Source organism: Salmonella sp. SAL03688 (assembly GCF_046551895.1).
Classification (GTDB): domain Bacteria; phylum Pseudomonadota; class Gammaproteobacteria; order Enterobacterales; family Enterobacteriaceae; genus Salmonella; species Salmonella enterica.
Genome location: NZ_JBGDVI010000018.1, coordinates 84,634 through 104,695, shown reverse-complemented (window position 1 = coordinate 104,695; position 20,062 = coordinate 84,634). Strand labels below are relative to the sequence as shown.

Annotated in this window: 25 protein-coding genes and 1 pseudogene; 16 read left to right on the top strand and 10 right to left on the bottom strand. The window is 48.7% G+C overall.

The window, feature by feature from the left end; translation table 11 throughout:
- The first annotated feature begins 213 nt into the window (after positions 1-213).
- From aadA to ACLJR2_RS17555, 3 genes are all read left to right on the top strand, one after another.
- Positions 214-1,002: a cryptic aminoglycoside nucleotidyltransferase ANT(3'')/ANT(9) gene (gene aadA / locus ACLJR2_RS17565; protein ID WP_106086749.1), complete on the top strand. Its 789-nt coding sequence runs from the start codon at positions 214-216 to the stop codon at positions 1,000-1,002.
- A 144-nt stretch (positions 1,003-1,146) separates the two neighbouring features.
- Complete coding sequence (locus ACLJR2_RS17560; protein WP_001534706.1) at positions 1,147-1,740, top strand: helix-turn-helix domain-containing protein; 594 nt, start codon at positions 1,147-1,149, stop codon at positions 1,738-1,740.
- A gap of 68 nt (positions 1,741-1,808) precedes the next feature.
- Complete coding sequence (locus ACLJR2_RS17555) at positions 1,809-2,657, top strand: MerR family transcriptional regulator (RefSeq protein WP_000190263.1); 849 nt, start codon at positions 1,809-1,811, stop codon at positions 2,655-2,657.
- A 254-nt stretch (positions 2,658-2,911) separates the two neighbouring features.
- Here the strand turns inward: ACLJR2_RS17555 and ACLJR2_RS17550 are convergent, their stop codons facing one another.
- Both ACLJR2_RS17550 and ACLJR2_RS17545 read right to left on the bottom strand, forming a co-directional pair.
- Positions 2,912-3,160, bottom strand: coding sequence for a biofilm/acid-resistance regulator YmgB/AriR (locus ACLJR2_RS17550; protein WP_000208086.1), 249 nt, complete (start codon positions 3,158-3,160; stop codon positions 2,912-2,914).
- 78 nt (positions 3,161-3,238) lie between these two features.
- Positions 3,239-3,393 (bottom strand): annotated as a pseudogene (locus ACLJR2_RS17545) (hypothetical protein).
- Between the two features lie 82 nt (positions 3,394-3,475).
- Here ACLJR2_RS17545 and ACLJR2_RS17540 point away from each other — a divergent pair.
- From ACLJR2_RS17540 to ACLJR2_RS17515, 6 genes are all read left to right on the top strand, one after another.
- Positions 3,476-4,021 carry a chorismate mutase gene (locus tag ACLJR2_RS17540; RefSeq protein ID WP_000617977.1) on the top strand — a complete coding sequence of 182 codons (546 nt, stop codon included), beginning with the start codon at positions 3,476-3,478 and terminating at the stop codon, positions 4,019-4,021.
- A gap of 198 nt (positions 4,022-4,219) precedes the next feature.
- On the top strand, positions 4,220-4,858 hold the full coding sequence (leuE, locus tag ACLJR2_RS17535) for a leucine efflux protein LeuE (RefSeq protein ID WP_000457190.1): 639 nt from the start codon (positions 4,220-4,222) through the stop codon (positions 4,856-4,858).
- Between the two features lie 172 nt (positions 4,859-5,030).
- Entirely contained in the window at positions 5,031-5,393 is a 363-nt protein-coding gene (gene yeaR / locus ACLJR2_RS17530) for a DUF1971 domain-containing protein YeaR (RefSeq protein WP_001248993.1), read from the top strand.
- Positions 5,394-5,395: 2 nt separating this feature from the next.
- A complete protein-coding gene (locus ACLJR2_RS17525) occupies positions 5,396-5,578 on the top strand; it encodes a DUF1869 domain-containing protein (RefSeq protein WP_000513733.1) in 183 nt (60 codons plus the stop codon).
- A gap of 229 nt (positions 5,579-5,807) precedes the next feature.
- Positions 5,808-6,449 carry a hypothetical protein gene (locus ACLJR2_RS17520; RefSeq protein ID WP_001532438.1) on the top strand — a complete coding sequence of 214 codons (642 nt, stop codon included), beginning with the start codon at positions 5,808-5,810 and terminating at the stop codon, positions 6,447-6,449.
- A 313-nt stretch (positions 6,450-6,762) separates the two neighbouring features.
- Entirely contained in the window at positions 6,763-7,011 is a 249-nt protein-coding gene (locus ACLJR2_RS17515) for a GlsB/YeaQ/YmgE family stress response membrane protein (protein ID WP_000512149.1), read from the top strand.
- 138 nt (positions 7,012-7,149) lie between these two features.
- Here ACLJR2_RS17515 and ACLJR2_RS17510 read toward each other — a convergent pair whose 3' ends face one another.
- A complete protein-coding gene (locus tag ACLJR2_RS17510; protein ID WP_001589065.1) occupies positions 7,150-7,248 on the bottom strand; it encodes a YoaK family small membrane protein in 99 nt (32 codons plus the stop codon).
- A gap of 195 nt (positions 7,249-7,443) precedes the next feature.
- Between ACLJR2_RS17510 and ACLJR2_RS17505 the strand changes: the two genes are divergently transcribed.
- Positions 7,444-7,695 carry a DUF333 domain-containing protein gene (locus ACLJR2_RS17505; RefSeq protein ID WP_000673490.1) on the top strand — a complete coding sequence of 84 codons (252 nt, stop codon included), beginning with the start codon at positions 7,444-7,446 and terminating at the stop codon, positions 7,693-7,695.
- 68 nt (positions 7,696-7,763) lie between these two features.
- Complete coding sequence (locus ACLJR2_RS17500; RefSeq protein ID WP_000487126.1) at positions 7,764-8,075, top strand: hypothetical protein; 312 nt, start codon at positions 7,764-7,766, stop codon at positions 8,073-8,075.
- On the opposite strand, the gene ACLJR2_RS17495 is transcribed toward ACLJR2_RS17500, so the two are convergent.
- Positions 8,061-8,408, bottom strand: coding sequence for a DUF488 domain-containing protein (locus ACLJR2_RS17495; protein ID WP_001222530.1), 348 nt, complete (start codon positions 8,406-8,408; stop codon positions 8,061-8,063). The genes ACLJR2_RS17500 and ACLJR2_RS17495 overlap by 15 nt on opposite strands.
- Positions 8,409-8,526: 118 nt before the next feature.
- Positions 8,527-9,711, bottom strand: a complete 1,185-nt coding sequence (locus ACLJR2_RS17490; protein ID WP_001534685.1) for a CynX/NimT family MFS transporter — start codon at positions 9,709-9,711, stop codon at positions 8,527-8,529.
- Positions 9,712-9,811: 100 nt separating this feature from the next.
- Here ACLJR2_RS17490 and ACLJR2_RS17485 point away from each other — a divergent pair, with 100 nt between their 5' ends.
- Positions 9,812-10,606, top strand: coding sequence for an AraC family transcriptional regulator (locus ACLJR2_RS17485; protein WP_000579793.1), 795 nt, complete (start codon positions 9,812-9,814; stop codon positions 10,604-10,606).
- Here ACLJR2_RS17485 and ACLJR2_RS17480 read toward each other — a convergent pair.
- The gene (locus tag ACLJR2_RS17480) at positions 10,586-11,032 is read right to left on the bottom strand and encodes a DUF441 domain-containing protein (RefSeq protein ID WP_000460698.1); all 447 of its coding nucleotides are present in this window, start codon (positions 11,030-11,032) and stop codon (positions 10,586-10,588) included. The genes ACLJR2_RS17485 and ACLJR2_RS17480 overlap by 21 nt on opposite strands.
- A gap of 205 nt (positions 11,033-11,237) precedes the next feature.
- On the opposite strand from ACLJR2_RS17480, the gene yoaI reads away from it, so the two are divergent.
- Entirely contained in the window at positions 11,238-11,345 is a 108-nt protein-coding gene (yoaI, locus tag ACLJR2_RS17475) for a small membrane protein YoaI (protein WP_000272237.1), read from the top strand.
- Here the strand turns inward: yoaI and ACLJR2_RS17470 are convergent.
- The gene (locus ACLJR2_RS17470) at positions 11,342-11,860 is read right to left on the bottom strand and encodes a YbaK/prolyl-tRNA synthetase associated domain-containing protein (protein WP_161976003.1); all 519 of its coding nucleotides are present in this window, start codon (positions 11,858-11,860) and stop codon (positions 11,342-11,344) included. The two genes, yoaI and ACLJR2_RS17470, sit on opposite strands and share 4 nt — an antisense overlap.
- A 49-nt stretch (positions 11,861-11,909) precedes the next feature.
- A complete protein-coding gene (dgcJ, locus tag ACLJR2_RS17465) occupies positions 11,910-13,403 on the bottom strand; it encodes a diguanylate cyclase DgcJ (RefSeq protein ID WP_001048661.1) in 1,494 nt (497 codons plus the stop codon).
- Between the two features lie 293 nt (positions 13,404-13,696).
- Here dgcJ and ACLJR2_RS17460 point away from each other — a divergent pair, with 293 nt between their 5' ends.
- Complete coding sequence (locus ACLJR2_RS17460; protein ID WP_024134150.1) at positions 13,697-13,897, top strand: hypothetical protein; 201 nt, start codon at positions 13,697-13,699, stop codon at positions 13,895-13,897.
- A 144-nt stretch (positions 13,898-14,041) separates the two neighbouring features.
- Here the strand turns inward: ACLJR2_RS17460 and ACLJR2_RS17455 are convergent, their stop codons facing one another.
- On the bottom strand, positions 14,042-15,328 hold the full coding sequence (locus ACLJR2_RS17455; protein ID WP_000219713.1) for a YeaH/YhbH family protein: 1,287 nt from the start codon (positions 15,326-15,328) through the stop codon (positions 14,042-14,044).
- Positions 15,329-15,450: 122 nt separating this feature from the next.
- Positions 15,451-17,385 (bottom strand): PrkA family serine protein kinase, encoded by a 1,935-nt coding sequence (gene yeaG, locus ACLJR2_RS17450; protein ID WP_219829033.1) that lies wholly within the window; start codon positions 17,383-17,385, stop codon positions 15,451-15,453.
- A 425-nt stretch (positions 17,386-17,810) separates the two neighbouring features.
- Here yeaG and ACLJR2_RS17445 point away from each other — a divergent pair, with 425 nt between their 5' ends.
- Positions 17,811-18,557, top strand: a complete 747-nt coding sequence (locus ACLJR2_RS17445; protein ID WP_000163762.1) for a MipA/OmpV family protein — start codon at positions 17,811-17,813, stop codon at positions 18,555-18,557.
- Between the two features lie 289 nt (positions 18,558-18,846).
- On the top strand, positions 18,847-20,043 hold the full coding sequence (locus ACLJR2_RS17440; protein WP_000029241.1) for an anaerobic sulfatase maturase: 1,197 nt from the start codon (positions 18,847-18,849) through the stop codon (positions 20,041-20,043).
- Positions 20,044-20,062: the final 19 nt, after the last annotated feature.

Here is a 20,062-nt window from a genome sequence, read left to right as displayed (position 1 = left end):
ATCGATCCCTTATCCGGGCAGCCCGTTTACGGGCCGTAAGTAACGAAGTTTGATGCAAATGTCAGATCGTATGCGCCTGTTAGGGCGCGGCTGGTAAGAGAGCCTTACAGGCGCATCAGAAAAACCTCCGGCTATGCCGGAGGATATTTATTCTGCCGTTATGCCATATTTCTGGCAATCAATATAAAAAATACCTGCGCCCCCGGAGCGATGATGACGCTGCCCATACCGCCCTCGATTCAATGCCAAACGGAAGCGGCGTGTCGCCTGATTACTCGTGTCACAGGCGATACGTTGCGTGCTATTCATTTATATGGTTCCGCTGTCGCGGGCGGTCTGAAGCCAAACAGCGACATTGATCTGCTGGTGACAATATGCCAGCCGCTGACGGAGACCCAACGCGCAACGCTGATGCAGGAATTGCTGGCGCTTTCATCGCCGCCGGGGGCGTCAGCAGAAAAACGCGCTCTGGAGGTCACTGTCGTGCTTTATTCGCAGCTGGTTCCCTGGTGTTTTCCACCTTCCCGGGAAATGCAATTTGGCGAGTGGCTAAGAGAGGACATTTATCAGGGGATTTATGAACCAGCGCAACAGGACTGGGACATTGTGTTATTGATAACCCAGATTCTGGAAACCAGTATACCGCTAAAGGGAGAACGCGCGGAACGGCTGTTCACGCCAGCCCCTGCGGCGCAGTTGCTGAAGGCCTTGCGTTATCCCCTCGACCTTTGGCAATCCACGGCAGATGTGCAGGGAGATGAGTATCATATCGTTTTAACCCTGGCGCGTATCTGGTACACCCTTTCTACCGGGAGATTTACCTCTAAGGATGCGGCGGCTGACTGGCTGTTACCTCAGTTGCCAGAAGAGTATGCTGCTACGTTGCGTGCGGCGCAGCGTGAATATTTAGGTCTGGAGCAACAGGACTGGCATATTTTGCTGACTGCGGTCGTACACTTTGTGGATTTTGCCAAAGCGCACATCCCCACGCAGTTCACATAAGATGCCCCAGGACGTCTGTCAGGTTGCGCAAACGGCGTTCCTCAACTACTACTTAATAGGTTCTCATCGCTGAAGTAAGCAGATGATCTTATGCGGGCCATCGAATGGATATTCCCACATGGCTCTCGTTTTGTTGAGGTGGATATGACTGGTTCCGCATCATCTGTTTTAAAGACAGATACAAGACTATTGAGCGAAAACCTGTTTCTTAATTATGGTCTGGAGTCCTTATTTAAGGACGTCGCAATAATAGCTGGCAACGTAAATTATATTATTTTTGATATCGACGATTACTACACCGTACAGCAGTATATTACTTCCACATTTAAAACGGTACTCATTGGAATTGTTACCCACAATGAATATAACTTTATTGATGAACATCATGCTATATATCGAATAAAGGTCGATGCCTCTATTGCTGAGTGGCGTGAGTTACTGATTTTGGCCGCTGCTGGTCAATTTTTTCCCAGGTCAGAGAAAGTCAGATTAACGGCGAATGAAAGAAATGTTTTGGCGATGCTTGTTAAAGGAATGGATATCCGACAAATAAGCTGTGAGCTAAATGTACATTTAAAAACTATTTACTCAGTACGCTACCATGTTCTGACTAAATTAGGTTGTAGAACAGTTCTGGATTATCAAATACTGTCCGTCTCTAAAGCTTTTATGCACTGGCTTACAATAAATAATGTTGATAATGTAATTTCCCGCGTAAATAGTAAGGTCATTGCTTAATAATGATTTGCTTCTGATGGCGTTTAGGTTCACTATGCTTTCTTACATCATCATGAGGCCAGACAGGCATGGCTACTTTTAGTATTAGCGCAATGGCGGCGCAGTGTGGTGTCACAACAGCAAATATCAGGTCCTGGGAACGCTATGGCCTGCTTCAACCTACCAAAGATGAAGCTGGCAATCGTTTTTATTGCATAGAAGATGCTATCAGAATACAGCATATTATCGACGCGTTAAGCAAAGGCTTCTCATTAAAAGAGATTAAACCTGCCCTCTATGGTGAAGAAACGCATTGCCGCTCGGGATGGTTATTCTACCAGGAAGAGATTTTAGCGCAGTGTAGAAAATTCGAACCCGCCAAATTGCGAAAATTACTCTGGCGTTATGGTCGGGAAATTCCGCCGTGTATCGTAATTGAGTCAATACTGCGTCCTTTACGGCTGTGGTTGTCCGCAGGCGATGATGATGCACGCCGATTTGAAAAGGCATTACTGGATACTGCGATTATTGAATACGCCACATTCCAGCTAAGTAGCGTACGAAAGGCGCCAGCAGGCACAATGCTTATTGCTGCGTTTTCGCTGAACGACCCCATTGAGCTATGGCTGGAAACGATTAAATATTGTAGTGAAGGTATGCGAGTTGAAGTCATCCCCTGGCAGGCGCCGATGCCCGATCTTTTATCAACGTCTTTCGAGCATATTGTTCTGTGGCATGATGAGACATTAACTCCCGCGCAGGAAAATCTTATTCAGGCTTTAAAAGAATCGGGTAAATTTAGTCTTCATGTGAAAAATGGTTCAGGTTTAACATTACTGCCAGCCGTATACCGGCAGCATGAGATGCCAGAAAGCATGCAGCATGTTGCACCGCAAATCCATGCAAACGGCTACGAAAAATCAGGCACCGCACGTTGAGGCATCTGCATTATTAACGAACAGGGGAGGAGTAACCCCCTCCCTTGTTTATACCCTTCATACTTCAAGTTGCTTATGTGTTGGCTACGGATTACTCGGCCCATCCATGGGCCTCGCCCTGACGGGCCGTCGCACGCGACGTTCAAATCTGCTCCCGGCAGATTTGTCGTTCACCCCAGTCATATAGTTATCTATGCTCCTGGGGACTCACTCCCTTGCCGCCTTTAAGCAACTCGAATTATTTTGGGTATATATTAGATGTCGTCAGGTGTCTGAAACAAAACGGCTTCTAAGGCATTACGGTAAATATCAAGCTGCACTACGTCTTTTTCTGTTTCCAGTTTTTCAATAAGTTTGGCGATGATATCCTTATTTGAGACATGCTGCTGCGATTGCAATAGTTCGTAAGTAATTTCCTGAATAGCTCGCTGTTCACATAACATATGTGCAGAAAAAGGATTGCCAGTACTATTTTGTTCGTTGACTAGTGTAATGGTAGTCATATTTCACCATATTCGATGTAAATTGAAGCCGATCTCCCTGAGCGGGGGAGAGAAATTAGTGACCTATTAAAATTAGACCTATATCATAAAACCGTAATAAAAAATCATAAAAACGTGATGTGCATCACATTTGTGTGATTTGTTGTATATTTTATACACTTTAAGTGAAGGTGAAGATTCCGTAGAATCAACGGCCTGTTCTTTTTATCACTCCAGTTTAAACGAATAAGCATTAATACCCATCTGTAATAATTACTTAATGTTATCTTAATAAAGGTAAATTACTGTCAGGCCTCCGTAAAAGGAGGTTGATTAATGATTCGTCATATCGCCATTTTTCTTTGTTCTTTATTGATGTGCAGCACCACTTTTGCCGATTCGGTAACGTCGGTATCGCTTGGCGCGCTCTTAACCGCGCTCAATGAACGCATGTTATTAATGAAAGATGTGGCTGCTTATAAAATGAAGCACCATCTGCCGATAGAGGATTTCACGCGTGAACAAAATGTTTTTGCCGAGGCTGAAGAAGAAGCGAAAAATAACGGTCTGGACCCGCATTCGATAATCCCTTTTATTCGTTCGCTAATGGATGCCAGTAAAGCGATACAGTACCGCTATTTAGCGCAGTGGCGAACCGGCTCAGAACCCTCCTTTCCGATACAAACCTTGTCGGTCACCCGGCAACGTATTCGACAACTTGATAATCAAATGTTGATCATTATCAGCCAGCGCCTGATGGTCGGCGCTTTCAGCCATGAGGATATGGTGTGGCTGAGAACGCACTTTAATGCGCCGAATCTGAATGAGAGCGATATCAGTGATGTGTTGGCATCTCTGTCTTTGGTGCGACGCGCGCGTTAATTCCCCATGAGGAAACGTGGGCCAATACCTGGTGATTGCCTGCGGGGGGGCGCGATACAAGAACGTTTTTGGGTGATGTGGATATAAGCGTGGCGGAATAGCGGCCTGGAGAGACGTGGTTTCGCTTCCCATCTTCCGGTGCATTCGTTAGCATACTGTTTCGCAGCTAAGCGTAAATGTTTTCAGGAAGAGGTTAATGTGTTCGCGGAGTATGGTGTTCTGAATTATTGGACGTACCTGGTCGGGGCGATTTTTATCGTTCTGGTGCCGGGGCCGAATACGCTTTTTGTGCTTAAAAACAGCGTGGGACGCGGGGTTAAAGGAGGATATCTTGCCGCATGCGGCGTGTTTATCGGCGATGCGATATTAATGTTTCTGGCGTATGCGGGCGTGGCGACGCTGATCAAAACAACGCCGGTTCTGTTTAACATTGTTCGCTATCTCGGCGCGTTTTATCTGCTCTACCTTGGCGCAAAAATCCTTTACGCCACGCTGACCTCAAAAGGGCGTGCGGCGACGGAAACGGTAGTTCCTTTTGGCGCTATTTTTAAGCGTGCTTTAATTCTTAGCCTGACGAATCCTAAAGCCATACTTTTTTATGTTTCCTTTTTTGTGCAATTTATTGACGTTACTGCGCCGCATACTGGCGTGTCATTTTTTATTTTGGCCACCACCCTTGAAATCGTCAGTTTTTGCTATCTGAGCTTTTTAATTCTTTCTGGCGCTTTTGTAACCCACTATATTGGTACCAAAAAGAAACTGGCAAAAGTGGGCAATTCTTTGATTGGCCTTCTTTTCGTCGGATTTGCCGCCCGGCTGGCAACGCTCCAGTCTTAACCCCCTGGACCCGTCGTCAACGGCGGGTCATTGCTCTCCTTTCGGTTTTATTGCGTGGAAAACAGCAAAATAGTAACCAATAAATGGTATTTAAAATGCTGTTTTTGGAGCGTAACCTTTTTACGACAGCGATGAGATTATCGCTGAGTAACCTGCGGGAAGAGGGAAGCAAATGCGGCAAATTCCACAAAATCATATCCATACACGTTCCACGCCCTTCTGGAACAAAGAGACGGCGCCTGCCGGAATTTTCGAACGCCACCTTGATAAGGGAACGCGACCCGGCGTTTATCCTCGCCTCTCGGTGATGCAGGGGGCGGTCAAATATCTCGGATACGCTGATGAACATTGCTCTGAGCCGGAAGAGATCATGGTGATCAATGCCGGCGAGTTTGGCGTGTTTCCTCCGGAAAAGTGGCACAATATTGAGGTCATGACGGATGATACCTATTTTAACATCGACTTTTTTGTCGCGCCGGAAGTACTGATGGAAGGGGCGACCTCACGAAAAGTCATTCATGCCGGGAGAGAATAATAATGGGAAAAGCTACTTATACTGTCACGGTCACGAATAATAGCAACGGCGTCTCTGTGGACTATGAAACGGAAGCACCGATGACGTTGCTGGTACCTGAAGTTGCAGCAGAAGTTGTGAAGGATTTGGTCAATACCGTGCGTTCCTACGATACCGAAAACGAACACGACGTTTGCGGTTGGTAAGGATATTGTAGTATCTATTTGATATAAAGTGATTTTTTAAATCAGAAGCCGCATCGCGCGTCGCCAACGTGATGCGGTTTTTGCGTATTGAAAAGCGCTGTTTATTTACATCAGACATGGGTTGAAAAGAAACATTAAGAAAACATTAAGAATATCGCATTGTTTGCTAATGAGAGCGTATTCATAAAACTTATGATTGGGTATTAAAAACCAGAAGAGTCTTATAATCATGAAACTCGATACCCGATTAACTTCGTCAGCACTTACTCTTGCGCTTGCCGCTGTGGTCATCCCGTTTACGGCGGACTGGCAATTGCCTTTGCTTAACGGCGTGGTGGTCCGATGGATTGAAAACGGACAAGCGTTATGGTTACTGTTTGGGGCGCTATTTACCGCCTGGTATATACGGCCACTTTCCCGTCCCGAAGGGGCAAAGCAGTTTTGGCTATGGGCTGTTGTCTGGTGGGTGGTGCTATTGGGTAGAAGCACCAGTTGGGGGCGTGACTATTTCCCTGACGAGCCGCGTATGCTGTTCAGAACGATTTCAGTGATATTAATTGCTGCGTTAGTCTTGCCAGTCCTGTTTTCTGCCGGGCTCCGTAAGGAGATTGTTCGTCGCCTACGGGACGCTCCTCTGCCATTGTGGCTGTTTACCGTGACGGCATGTTCATATCTGATTTCCGACACTGTCGAGCATCATCGGTGGTTGTCGCCGATATTCCTGCATAACGCTCGTTACACAGATTTGATTGAAGAGCTTTATGAAGTGCCATTTATGATCGGTTTGTTTATGGTGACCGTGGTGTTTATGCAGCAGGACAAGCAGGATGAATGTACTGCGCTGGAGATGACCCCGTATCACGCAAAATAGCGCGGCTGAAAAAGACCATGAATTCGGCATGGGATAGATAGCAGTTAGCAAAAAAAGCCCGCACTCGGTGAGGCGGGCAAATAATACTGGAAGCAATGTGAGCAATGTCGTACCGAACAGGTGGGTTATAAACTCAACTACTCGGTGTTGATAAAGATAATCGTTATCATTAATGATTGCAACCCTGATATTTATGCGCTTTTATCCATGGCGCTAAAAGGTGATGGATATCACAAACTTCACTTTCCTGACGATGTGCTATTCTTTTTAACGGCAAATAAACCGCTAACGTTAAGACATAAGTGAGGAAAAAATGGGCATTCTTTCATGGATTATTTTTGGACTTATTGCGGGTATTTTGGCTAAGTGGATCATGCCAGGTAAAGATGGCGGCGGATTCTTTATGACGATCATTCTGGGGATCGTTGGTGCGGTAGTCGGAGGATGGATCAGTACGTTCTTTGGCTTTGGCAAAGTGGATGGTTTCAACTTCGGCAGCTTTGCAGTCGCGGTGATCGGCGCGATTGTCGTGCTGTTAATCTACAGAAAAATCAAAAGCTAAACGCAGAACTTTCAGAGATAATAAAGGCTACGACAGGTAGCCTTTATTATTCAAAATGAATTTACCACCAGCCCAGTTCGGTACCCGCCACCGCAATTAGCGCGATGCCCATCAACACCATCGTTGTTTTCCTCATGGTTATGCTCCCGGCGCGGCGTAACCGCCAATAAAAAACCATGCCAAAAATAATATTGCCGTAATGAAAATGACGACAGGGAAGAGGATACCCACTCTCATGCTATTACCTTCACTGTTCAGGGGGCGCCAGAATAGCAGGGTTTTCTCAGCGACAAAAGGTCGGTTGCTTTGTGACAGGGCGTGGCTATTACTGACTTAACCCGGGATAAACACCCGCTAAAGCGCTGACAGAAAGTATGGAAATAGCGTACCCGCCAGGTTATCCTGGATAAAATATCGCTTTAAGGAGTTGTTATGAAATTTACGTGGATTGCGTTGCCAGGCGTATTGCTGCTGAGCGCTTGTTCATCGTCGCAACCCAACGCCCCCAGGCCGCCGCTTATTGGGATGCCTAATCCGGCAGCCGTCTACTGTGAGCAACAGGGCGGTACGCTGATGCCGGTGCAGACCCCACAAGGCGTGCGTTCCGATTGCAAATTGCCCAATGGCGAAATCATTGATGAGTGGACATTATGGCGCAGAGAGCACCCTGATACGAAAAAGTGACAACCTGCGGTCCGACGGGATATGATTAAGAACAATCTGATAATGAGTTTCATGCGGCGCAAGAAAATATGTTTCAGTTAAAGCCGGGCGCGTTGGCAATAGTTATTGGCGCTAAAACACCCGCCGGACGGCAGAATATTGGTAAATCGGTTGAGCTATTTTGCCTGTGCCAACCCGGAGATGAATTCATTAATCCAGTAAATGGACACGTCACCTTACTGCCGAAAGAAGCGCCTCGGGCGCTGTGGCTGGTTACGGGCGACGTAGCCTCCGCCGATGGTCAGCACGGTTTTGCCTGGGTGCGAGCAGAACATTTGATGCCGTTGTCCCCGGACAGACAACCAGGCCAGGCGGCGGCACGACAATCACAGCTCTCGTAGCCACTCTGCCAGCACAATGGCATGGTTCTGGCGAGTATCTTTAGCGGCGTATAGCAACGTTAGCGGCTGGTGTCGGGCAATATCCGCCAGCCGTTTGCCTTCGTGATGCTGTTGCGCAAGTTCTGCCCGGTATTGCTGCGCGAAGTGGTTAAAATCAATCAGTTCGCTATGAAAGGCTTTGCGCAATTCGGTGGATGGCGTAATGGCCTTATTCCATTCATCATAGACCAGCGCCGATTTTTTAATGCCGCGTGGCCATAGCCTGTCAACCAATACCCGATAACCATCGTCTTTTTCCGCCGGGAAATAGACGCGCTTACACTGGATTCGCATTTTTCCCTCCTGTGATGGTGTCGCTTACGGTACTTTTGTCGGATAGCGGTAATGATTTTAATGGATCAGGCCTGATAAACGAAGCGTCATCAGGCATTCAAGTGGGTATCAGGTTTATTTATGACGCTATCTCTCGATCGCGTCCGGCGTAGAGGCCGAAAATCGCCATGATGATAGCCAGAACCGTTACGCCCGATAGCGGCAGATACCAGCTACCGCTGGCATCATGAAGTTTTCCCATGACGGGCGGCCCACATGCCGCCAGTAAATACCCGACCGACTGCGCCATGCCGGAAAGCGCCGCCGCCTGATGCGCCGAACTGGCGCGCAGGCCGATAAACGTCAGGCCGAGGATCATCGTCGCGCCTGAACCGAAGCCGAACAGTAGCGTCCAGATGATCGCCTGGCCCGGCACAAACCAAAGCCCCGCCGCGCCCACCGCGCACAATAGTGAGACCAGCGCGGCAATCCAGCGTTGATCGTTAAAGCGAGGCAAAATAAGCGGAATAGCTAACCCAGGCGCCGCGGTCGCCAGTTGCAGCAGGCCATGTAGCGATCCTGCCTGTGCTTCGCTGTAACCGTGGCTGATGAGTATTGTTGGTAACCAGCCGATAATCACATAATAAATCAGTGAGTTAAGTCCCAGAAACAACGTAACTTGCCAGGCTAAAGGCGAACGCCAGATACCGCGTTCATGGAATGCCCGGGAGCTACTCAGGTTAGCTGAGCGGGTAGTGCGCCACTGCGGCAACCAGATAAGAAACGCCAACAGCGGAAACAGCATTAGCATTAACAGCGCGCCGCGCCAGCCAAAACCGTGCAACGCCAGCGGAACCACCAGCGCAGACCCCAACGCGGCGGCGGCGCCCATCGTCAATGAATACGCGCCCGTCAGCCTGGCGACATGTTGTGAAAAATCGCGCTTAATCAATCCTGGTAGCAGCACATTACCCAGCGCTATCCCGCACCCAATAATGGCAGTTCCGGCAAACAACAATGCAGAGGAGGGCAGGGAGCGGAGGGCAATACCCGCGCAAATCAGCAGCATTGCGGCAAACAGACTGCGTTCCATCCCAAACCGGCGGGCAATACCGGCCGCCAGCGGCGAAACCAGTGCAAACGCCAGAAGCGGCAAGGTTGTTAGCAGGCCCGTCTGGGCGGTGGAAAGACCGTAATCCGAACGGATTGTCTCCAGCAACGGTGCAGCGCCGGTAAATGTTACGCGCAGCGTAGTGGCTATCATCAAAATACCGGCAATCAGTAAAGCGCCCTGTTTGCCGCGTGGTGAAAGGGCTGTCGTCATCGTTTTCTCATCTCGTCAGGCGAGGCGATACCTTAACAGTTTTTACTGTTTGGATGAATCAAGCTAAAATGACAATTTATCGCTAAAATCGGACAATATAATGATTGGCCTGAGACTGGACGGTTACGATCCCGACCTTCACCACGATGCCGCTGTGGCCTTTTGTATTCGCGCCAGGGATGATGAACTGTTTAGCCCTCGCCATCAGCATCGCAAGGGACAGTTGATTCTCGCTCTGCACGGCGCGATTACCTGCGAGGTGGAAAATGCGATGTGGATGGTTCCGCCCCAGTATGCCGTCTGGCTCCCCGGCTCGCTGCCGCACAGTAATCATGTGACCGCAGGGGCGGAACTGTGCTTTTTATTTATTGAACCTGCAGCGGTCGTCATGCCGGAGCGTTGCTGCACGCTGAAAATTTCGCCGTTATGCCGGGAGTTGATTTTATCGCTGGCGCGCAGAACCGATCCCGAAAGAGCGCAAATGCCAACGCAGCGCCTTATTCAGGTGTTGTTTGATGAACTGCCGCAGCAGCCGCAGGAACAATTGCAATTACCGGTATCAGGGCATCCTAAAATTCGCCAAATGGTTGAGACAATGGCGCAGGAGCCCGCGCGATGGAATACATTAGGGCAGTGGGCCAGCGTATTCGCGATGAGCGAGCGTAACCTTGCCCGGCTGGTCGTCAAAGAGACGGGGCTAAGCTTTCGTCGCTGGCGTCATCAGTTGCAATTAATCCTGGCGCTACAAGCGCTGATCGCGGGACGTAATGTACAGCAGACGGCGCAAATGCTGGGTTATGATTCCACCACGGCATTCATTACCATGTTTAAAAAAGGCCTGGGGCAGACGCCAGGCCAGTATCTGACGGGCGAGTTACTGCTTCCCCACAATTAAAGAGACCAGCCCCGCCGCAATCAGTGGGCCGACCGGCACGCCGCGAAACAGCGCGACGCCAAGTACCGTACCGACCAGCAGCCCGGCGACGAGCTGCGGTTGGTTTCCCATCAGCGTAATGCCGCGACCGCCCAGCCAGGAGACGAAAACGCCGACGGCAATCGCGACCAGCGATTTCCAGTTCACAAAAGAGTGGATCAATGTGGAGGGCGGTAGGGTTCCGCTGGCGATGGGAGCCATTACGCCGATGGTCAGAATGATAATCCCGACGGTGAGTCCCTGTTTTTCAATCCAGGGAAAAAAGGTATTCAACGGGGTTACGCGGACAATAATCAGCACCAGAATTGAGACGGCGACAGTGGTGTTGTGGCTGATAAATCCCAGAGCTGCCAGTCCGAGCAGGATCAGCAGAGTGACATCAAACATTATGGTTTCCTTGCCAAAAAGTAAGCCTGACTACTTTACGCCCAAACGGCAAAGCGCACAGGCCTTTTTAACGATTGATGCGGATTTCAGGCAACTGCCTGAAAGACAATCTCTACGTGAAAAACGGCGTTATCATTAAATTGTCATCAACGCCGCGTATTGCTAACAGGTGAACCGTCATTGTTGTCTTCCTGAGGATACAATTATGTACGATCCACCGTTTCTTGAAGCGCTGATGATTACGGCGTCGTTTTTCGCCATTTTTATCATTATCGTTGTGTCGGTATTGCTCCTTGAAGAGGGAGGGGACTAAGCCGTTGGCGATGACTGAAAGCGGCGGAAGACTGCCAGTTCTGGTCGGGCGATGCGCAGATAGTCCTGTGTATTCATAATGACTGATTTTTCCAGCAGGCCGGCATTAAAGGCAATTTCATCGAAACGCTCAAACAGGAGCGGATCGGCGACCAGTTTCAGATTAGGGTGAAAACTGAAAGGCGGGATCGCGCCAAAAACGCAGCCGGTCAGCATATCGACTTCCGCCGGGCTGGCAAGGGAAGCGCGTAAGCCGCCCAGATGTGAAGCAAGCTGAGAGAGGTCGGCTTGCTGATCGGCCGCCAGAATAGCAAGAACGTGCTGGTTGACGCCGTTGCCTTTGACTTTACAGACCAGCGCTTTTGCGCCCTGGCCCAGCGCAGTACCGCGTATTTCAGATACCGCTTCGCATTTTCCTACCGCTTCATGGTTCACCACACGATAGCGCGCGTTCTCCTGGGTTAATAAAACCACTAAACGTTGGTGTGTAGCGACACCCTTCGCGACTTCAGTCATTTCGGCCATTTCTCACTCCTGGTGCAATATGAACATTTACTGCGAAGCACTATGATGAACGATGTTGTTTTTGTTGTTTGTTCAGATAGAGCTGCGCATCGGAAGCCTGGTAGGCATCATTAATCGTATCATTGGGCTGCATATTATAAATCCCGGCAGAAAAATGGACTGTCTTATCCGGTGCGATAATTTGCAGGTTACGAATAATACGCTCCGGCAGATGGATAGCCAAATCCGCCGCGTAATCAACAAGAATAATACAGAACTCATCGCCGCCGAGGCGAATGGCGTAATCGCTTTTACGAATCGATGTTTTAATCGCTTTCGCCAACAGGGTTATAATTCGGTCGCCTTCCTGGTGCCCCTGGGTATCGTTGATCAGTTTTAACCTATCGCAATCAATAGCGACAAATGTCACCGGCGTCCCGGTATTGACCAGGCGTTGCAGTCGCTGTTCCAGCACCGGTGTTAATATTTTACGGTTGTAAAGCCCGGTCATGGCATCGCTAATATTTTCGCGTGTGACGTTGCGATAAAGCCGAAAGTGCATCCGTACCATATTAAGCAGGAGCGCCGTTGCCAGTAAGTAAAAGGCCAGCGCTTTCCAGGACGAGACAAGGAAATAGGTTAAATCAAGGGACAACGAAACGCGCAGTCCACCAGGGATATCATGGCTATAATTCACATATTGAAACAGATTATTTTTGCTTTGATTAATAAGAATTTCTTTTCCGGAGTCCATGTCCTTTAGTGTTACGTTAAGATAACGCCAAACCAGCGGACGGTCCTGGGTATAAAAAATATTTTTTAAATTATCCTGGTTAACATCCACCATCACGATACCTTTTAACGTTCCCGCCAGATAGACTGGCGTTAAAAAGCTCATGACGTTTTCCTGGGTAATATCATCCATGTAAATACTTGAAATAACCGTACGGCCGGTAAAAAGTTTATCTATATCTTTTCTGTTAATACCCATTGTGCCTTTTTGTAAAAAAGTCCAACGATGCATGGCGAAGCGCCGTGAGTTGATTAAATCATAGAAATAGACATAATGTTTATTTAAATCAACGTAATAACGGAATTTAAGCTCCAGTGTGCCCAGCCCGTGACTGTGGTCGTCCTGCGAACGGTTGATGCTTACCGCCTGATCAAATGCAGGCAGTAAAAGGGCGTCATCAAGATTATCGGTACACTGTGTAGCGGCGGTTTGCAGGGTACCATGTAGCGCCGGATAATTATGCCGGGTCAGGTTGACGCCGTGCGTACCGTTAATGGCCTCAAAGGCGTCGCAAAACGCGCGGCGTTTTTCTGCAGTGACGGGATCTCCCGGCGCTTCAAAAGTTCGCATCAAATGTGCGGCGATGCTTTGATTCTGGTACTTATCGTACAAAAACGACGAATCGGCTCTCTCCATGATATAACGCATATAGGCATTCATTGCCCTGTCGCTGGCAATAAGTTCGTAAATCAGGAAGGACGATGTCAAAACGATGACGCTTGCTGAGATAAAGTGCCTGAGCGCTTTATGATGCAAATTCATGATGAACTACAGCCCTGAAAGTCGGATGCGTTAGTTTACCATAGCGATGAGAATTCCTCTAATAGACTGTTTAAAAATAAAACGTGTGCTATGCAGGAATAAAACTCATTCTCGGTTTAATAAACCAATTAATACGCTGTGTTTATATTTTCATGTGTGACTATTGTGATAAAAACTAAATTTTTAATCAATAATACTGATCTATTTGTGACAAAAAGAAAATAACCTTTATTATGATGATGAAAGGAGTGTGAAGTGGTAAGGATAATAATGTACTTCCGTTCGGAGGCGCTATGAAACGATTTAAAGAGATGGCTGTGATTTTATTTTTTGCATTACTGGCAGCAGGTTTTACGTCGTCGGCGATGGCGGATGATCCTTTTTCACATGTTTTGGATCATGTTTTTGATACAGTCCATGCCTGTCACATTCTTCCTCCTGGAGTGGAGCAACCAGGACATTTGGGGCCTTGGTCTTGGCCTTGGTGTTATTAACATGATGGAATTCTATTAATGGGTTAAATTACCCGATATGCCGGAATACCTTCATTCAGACTATTCGCGGGTAATTGCTTCAGTCATAAAAACCGAACACCAGGTTTATTAAAACCCGCCCGACATATGAACGGGCGGGTTTATTTATACGTTTTGATTGGCGCTCTGTTTCTGAAACAATTCGCGGAATACCGGATAAATATCCTCCTGATCGCGAATATGCTGCATGGCGAAGTTATCGAACGTCGCCTGTAGATGTTCATACTCGCGCCATAAGGTCTGGTGGGCGCGGCGGGTAATCTCAATATAGCTGTAATAGCGCACTACCGGCAGCAGCTTTTTCGCCAGAATCTCATGACACAGCGGTGAATCGTCGGCCCAGTTATCACCGTCTGACGCTTGCGCCGCATAGATGTTCCACTGACCGGGGTCGTAGCGCTCTTTAACTACTTCATCCATGAGTTTAAGCGCGCTGGAGACAATCGTCCCGCCGGTCTCTTGCGAATAAAAGAACTCATGTTCGTCCACTTCCTTCGCCTGGGTATGGTGGCGGATATAAACCACTTCTACGTTCTTATACGTTCGGCTCAAAAACAGATAGAGCAGAATGTAAAAACGCTTGGCCATATCTTTGGTTGCCTGGTCCATCGAACCCGAGACGTCCATCAGACAGAACATTACCGCCTGGCTGGAGGGTTCAGGCCGTTTTTCATAATTTTTATAGCGTAAATCAAAGGTGTCGATAAACGGCACCCGCTCGATTTTAGCCCGCAGTTCGGCAATCTCCCGACGTAACCGCTCCTCTTCAAGCAGTTGCGCTGGTTCGCTGTGGCTGATGGTCTCCAGTTCCGTTTCCAGCGCGTGCAGTTCGCGGCGTTTTCCTGCCGTCATTGCTGTACGGCGCGCCAGAGAGTTTTGTAGCGAACGTACCACGCTGATATTGGCCGGTACGCCGTTTGAGGTGAAACCGGCGCGGTGAGTTTTATACTCGTTAAGCTGGCGATGCTGGTTTTTCTTCAGATTAGGCAGCGCTAAATCTTCAAAGAGCAGATCCAGATACTCATCTTTTGAAATCTGAAAAACAAACTCATCCTGGCCTTCGCCGTCCTGGCTGGCCTGACCTTGACCGCTGCCGGAACCGCCGCCGCCACCGCCTTGCGGACGCTCAATGCGATCATTCTGGATAAAGTGATCGTTACCCGGATGGACGCGATGGCGCAGACCGCCGCGCCCCTGATGAAACATCGGTTCGCTAATATCATCGGTTGGAATAGAGACGGACTCTCCGCTGTCGACATCGGTCACAGAGCGTTTATTAATCGCTTCGGAAATCGACTGCTTAATTTGTGCTTTATAACGGCGCAAAAAGCGCTGGCGATTCACCGTGCTTTTATTTTTGCCGTTAAGACGTCGGTCTATGAACCAGGTCATATGCCCCCCGTACTGCCAACTGAGCGCCTGTTCTGTCAGTGCCGGATAGCGCTAACGCTTAGCCAGTCTACAGAACATTACTTTGTAGGCCCGGTAAGCGCAAGCGCCACCGGGCATTAACATCACGACGATTTACGCACGCGCAGGTACCACTCGCACAGCAAACGAACCTGCTTACGGGTATACCCTTTCTCCATCATCCGATCGACAAAGTCGTCATGCTTTTTCTGCTCGTCAGTCGACGTTTTGGCGTTAAAAGAAATGACCGGCAACAGCTCTTCAGTATTAGAGAACATTTTTTTCTCAATCACCGTGCGCAGCTTCTCGTAACTGGTCCAGTTTGGATTACGGCCGCTATTGTTGGCTTTGGCGCGCAGGACAAAGTTTACTATCTCATTACGGAAATCTTTCGGGTTACTGATACCCGCTGGTTTTTCAATTTTTTCCAGTTCGGCGTTCAGCGACTCGCGATCGAACAGTTGACCGGTATCCGGGTCGCGATACTCCTGATCCTGAATCCAGAAATCCGCATAAGTCACGTAACGATCAAAAATGTTCTGCCCGTACTCAGAGTAAGATTCGAGATAGGCCGTCTGGATCTCCTTGCCGATAAATTCGGCGTATTTCGGGATCAGGTAGCCTTTCAGGAACTCCAGATAACGCTCAGCTTGCTCCTGCGGGAACTGCTCGCGCTCGATTTGTTGTTCCAGAACGTAGAACAGATGTACCGGGTTTGCCGCCACTTCCGCATGGTCGAAGTTGAATACGCGGGAGAGGATCTTAAAGGCGAATCGGGTGGAGAGACCGTTCATCCCTTCGTCCATACCCGCATAGTCGCGATACTCCTGGTACGATTTAGCTTTGGGGTCGGTATCTTTCAGGCTTTCACCGTCATAAACGCGCATTTTCGAGTAAATACTGGAATTTTCCGGCTCTTTCAGGCGGGAAAGAATCGAGAAGCGCGAAAGCGTTTCCAATGTGCCCGGCGCGCAGGGCGCATGAGCCAGCTCGCTATGATTAAGTAGTTTCTCGTAGATTTTGATCTCTTCGGAGATTCGCAGGCAATAAGGCACCTTCACAATATAGACACGGTCGAGGAACGCTTCGTTATTTTTATTGTTACGGAAAGTCACCCATTCAGATTCGTTTGAGTGGGCAAGTATGATGCCATTAAAGGGCAGGGCGGAAATACCTTCCGTACCATTGTAGTTACCTTCCTGAGTTGCGGTCAGCAAGGGGTGCAGCACCTTAATAGGCGCTTTAAACATCTCGACGAACTCCATGATCCCCTGGTTAGCGCGGCACAGCGCGCCAGAGTAACCATACGCATCCGGATCGTTCTGGGCGTGATGTTCGAGTTTACGAATATCCACCTTGCCGACCAGCGCCGAAATATCCTGGTTGTTTTCATCGCCGGGTTCCGTTTTGGCGATGGCAATCTGCTCCAGAATGGAGGGCCAGACTTTCACCACGCGGAATTTAGTAATATCGCCGCCAAACTCATGCAGGCGTTTGGCCGCCCACGGGGACATAATCGTACCGAGATAGCGGCGCGGAATACCGTACTCTTTTTCCAGAATCTGCGCGTCTTCCTGCGGATTAAACAGGCATAACGGATGATCGTTGACCGGACTACGCTCGCCGTTGGCGCTTAAAACATAAATTGGCACGCGCTGCATTAGCGATTTCAGCCGTTCAGCGAGCGATGATTTGCCACCCCCCACAGGTCCCAGCAAATAGAGAATTTGCTTCTTCTCTTCCAGCCCTTGCGCCGCATGTTTCAGATAAGAGACAATCTGTTCAATCGCGTCTTCCATGCCGTAAAACTCTTCAAACGCAGGATAGCGAGCAATAACCCGGTTGGAGAAGAGTCGGGAAAGTCGGGGTTCCTGGGCAGTGTCGACCATATTAGGCTCGCCGATAGCCATTAATAGCCGCTCTGCCGCGTTGGCATAAGCACTGCGATCTTGCCGACAAATGGTAAGAAAATCCTGCAGTGTGAACTCTTCGTCCTTGGCAGCTTCGTAACGCTGGCGATAGTGATCGAATATATTCATGATATGCCATCCTTTCGTTTTTTCGCACATGTTAAGAGCCGTTCATATGAATAGTAGAGGCTCCCGGAAGAGGTAGACTGAACGCCGTCTCTGCTAAGGAAAAAAAGCAACTCTCATGCCATTTTATTGGTCAGAAGATCAACGTGTCCGGTGATACACCTTCTTAACATTAAGCGTAGATGGCATTTGCAAAACTTGCCTGTACGCGTCAGTGGATTTCGATGACATATCAATAACTCATCAGGTAGAAAAGGCTGGTGGATATCAGAAAAAGCGTTCCCGGTCACATAACGATCATCAGCCGATCATCTGAAAATAATCGGTGGTGGTGATATTAAACGGTTACATTGTGTAAAATAGTTGGGCTTACAGGTATTGGCGGTTACACTTTTGCCGCAGAACATTTGAATAAGGAATTATGGATTGTGACCAAACTTAAACTTCTGGCTCTTGGCGTGTTTATTGCAACATCCGCCAGCGTCGCGCACGCTGAAAGCAACCTGACGTTGGGCGCAGGCGTTGGTGTGGTTGAACACCCTTATAAAGATTACGATAGCGATGTTTATCCGATACCGGTCATCGCTTATGAAAGCGAAAACTTCTGGTTCCGTGGTCTGGGCGGCGGGTACTACTTGTGGAATGACAATGCCGATAAGTTGTCAATCATGGCATACTGGTCCCCGATGTACTTCAAACCGGGCGACAGCGATGACCATCAGTTGCGTCGTCTGGACAGGCGTAAAAGTACTATGATGGCGGGCGTTTCTTACGCGCATCACACCCAGTATGGATTCCTGCGTACCTCACTGGCAGGGGATACGTTGGATAACAGTAACGGTATTGTCTGGGATCTGGCCTGGCTGTATCGGTATACCAATGGCGGGCTGACCTTAACGCCTGGTATCGGGGTTGAATGGAATAGCGAGAACCAGAACGATTACTATTACGGCGTATCACGTAAAGAATCTTCGCGTAGCGGCCTGCGCGGCTATAACCCGAACGATAGCTGGAACCCGTATCTTGAACTGAGCGCTAACTATAATTTCGCCGGTAACTGGAGCGTATATGGTACTGCGCGCTACACCCGTCTGTCGGATGAAATTACCGACAGCCCGATGGTGGATAAATCCTGGACCGGTATCCTTTCTACTGGCGTGACCTATAGATTCTGATTGATTGAATTTGCCGGAAAAACCATGACAAAGCCTGCGTTATGCAGGCTTTGTGCTAACTGAAACGCGAACATGGCGGCTTGCATAAATGCGCTGTTGACCGGGGATGGCGCAGCCTTACGTGATTTATACTTTGTTACATCAATTTAAAAAACTAGCCTTTTATATGAAAAATCCAGGTGATTACAACTGCGCTAACAATTAGCGTAATAATTGTTGCAATGCTGGCTGATATCGCCCTGTCACGTCCCGCTTATGCTATACCCATTCTTCACAGCGAGTAAGACGAATGAGCATAGTATTCAATACCGTAGCCAAGCCCAGCGGCAGTCTGTGTAACTTATCCTGCAAGTACTGTTTCTATCTTGATAAACCCCGGGGCCAGCGCGTCATGTCTGACGATGTGCTGGAGACGTATATCCGTCGGGTAATTGATGATACGCCATCCTCAGAGGTCTCGTTTTGCTGGCAGGGGGGAGAGCCGACGCTATGCGGTCTTTCTTTTTATCAAAAAGTGGTGTGCTTGCAGCAACGCTATGCCAACGGCAAAACTATTTACAACAGTCTGCAAACCAATGGCGTATTAATCAATGAAGAGTGGGCGGCTTTCTTTGCGCAGCACCAGTTCCTGATTGGTATATCGATTGATGGGCCGCAAGTCGTTCATGATAATTACCGGAAAACGCCGTCAGGGCGGGCGTCTTTTTCCCGAGTCGTTAATGCTATCCGCCTTCTGCAGGCAAATGATGTCGAGTTCAACACGCTCACTGTCGTGAATGATGCGTCATGCCGTCATGGCAACGCTATTTATCATTTTTTGACGCAGGAACTGGAAAGTAAACACCTGCAATTTATTCCCATTGTTGAGCCGCTCGCGCAAAAAGCGCAGCGTTCTTTGACGTTATCTGATAATGAAGATTCGCCTTCGCTGATGCCCTTTTCCGTCACGCCTGAAGGGTGGGGGGCCTTTATGTGCGATGTTTTTGATCAATGGATACATCACGATGTCGGACGCATATTCGTACAGCTTTTTGACAACTTACTTGGCGTCTGGATGGGGGAGCCCGCCACGCTTTGTACGATGCAGTCGACCTGCGGACAAAGTTTGCTGGTGGAGCAGAATGGCGACGTGTTTAGCTGCGACCATTTTGTTTTTCCCGCCTATAAACTGGGCAATCTGCAGCAACACTCTTTAGAAGAAATGGCGGCCTCTCCTTTTCAGCAGCAGTTTGGCGCGGCTAAAGCAAACCTTTCCTCACGCTGCCAGAACTGTACGTGGCGCTTTGCCTGTCACGGCGGTTGTCCGAAACATCGAATTTGTATGGACGGCGGCGAACGGCAAAATTATCTCTGTAAAGGATATCTGGAGTTCTTTCAACATGTGACGCCCTATATGAATGTGATGCGTCAATTATTACTGAATCAGCGACCCGCCGCGCATATTACCCGCATCGTCGACATGATTGCGGATGACGTTCGTCAGTGACAAGAAAATCGCCCCCTTG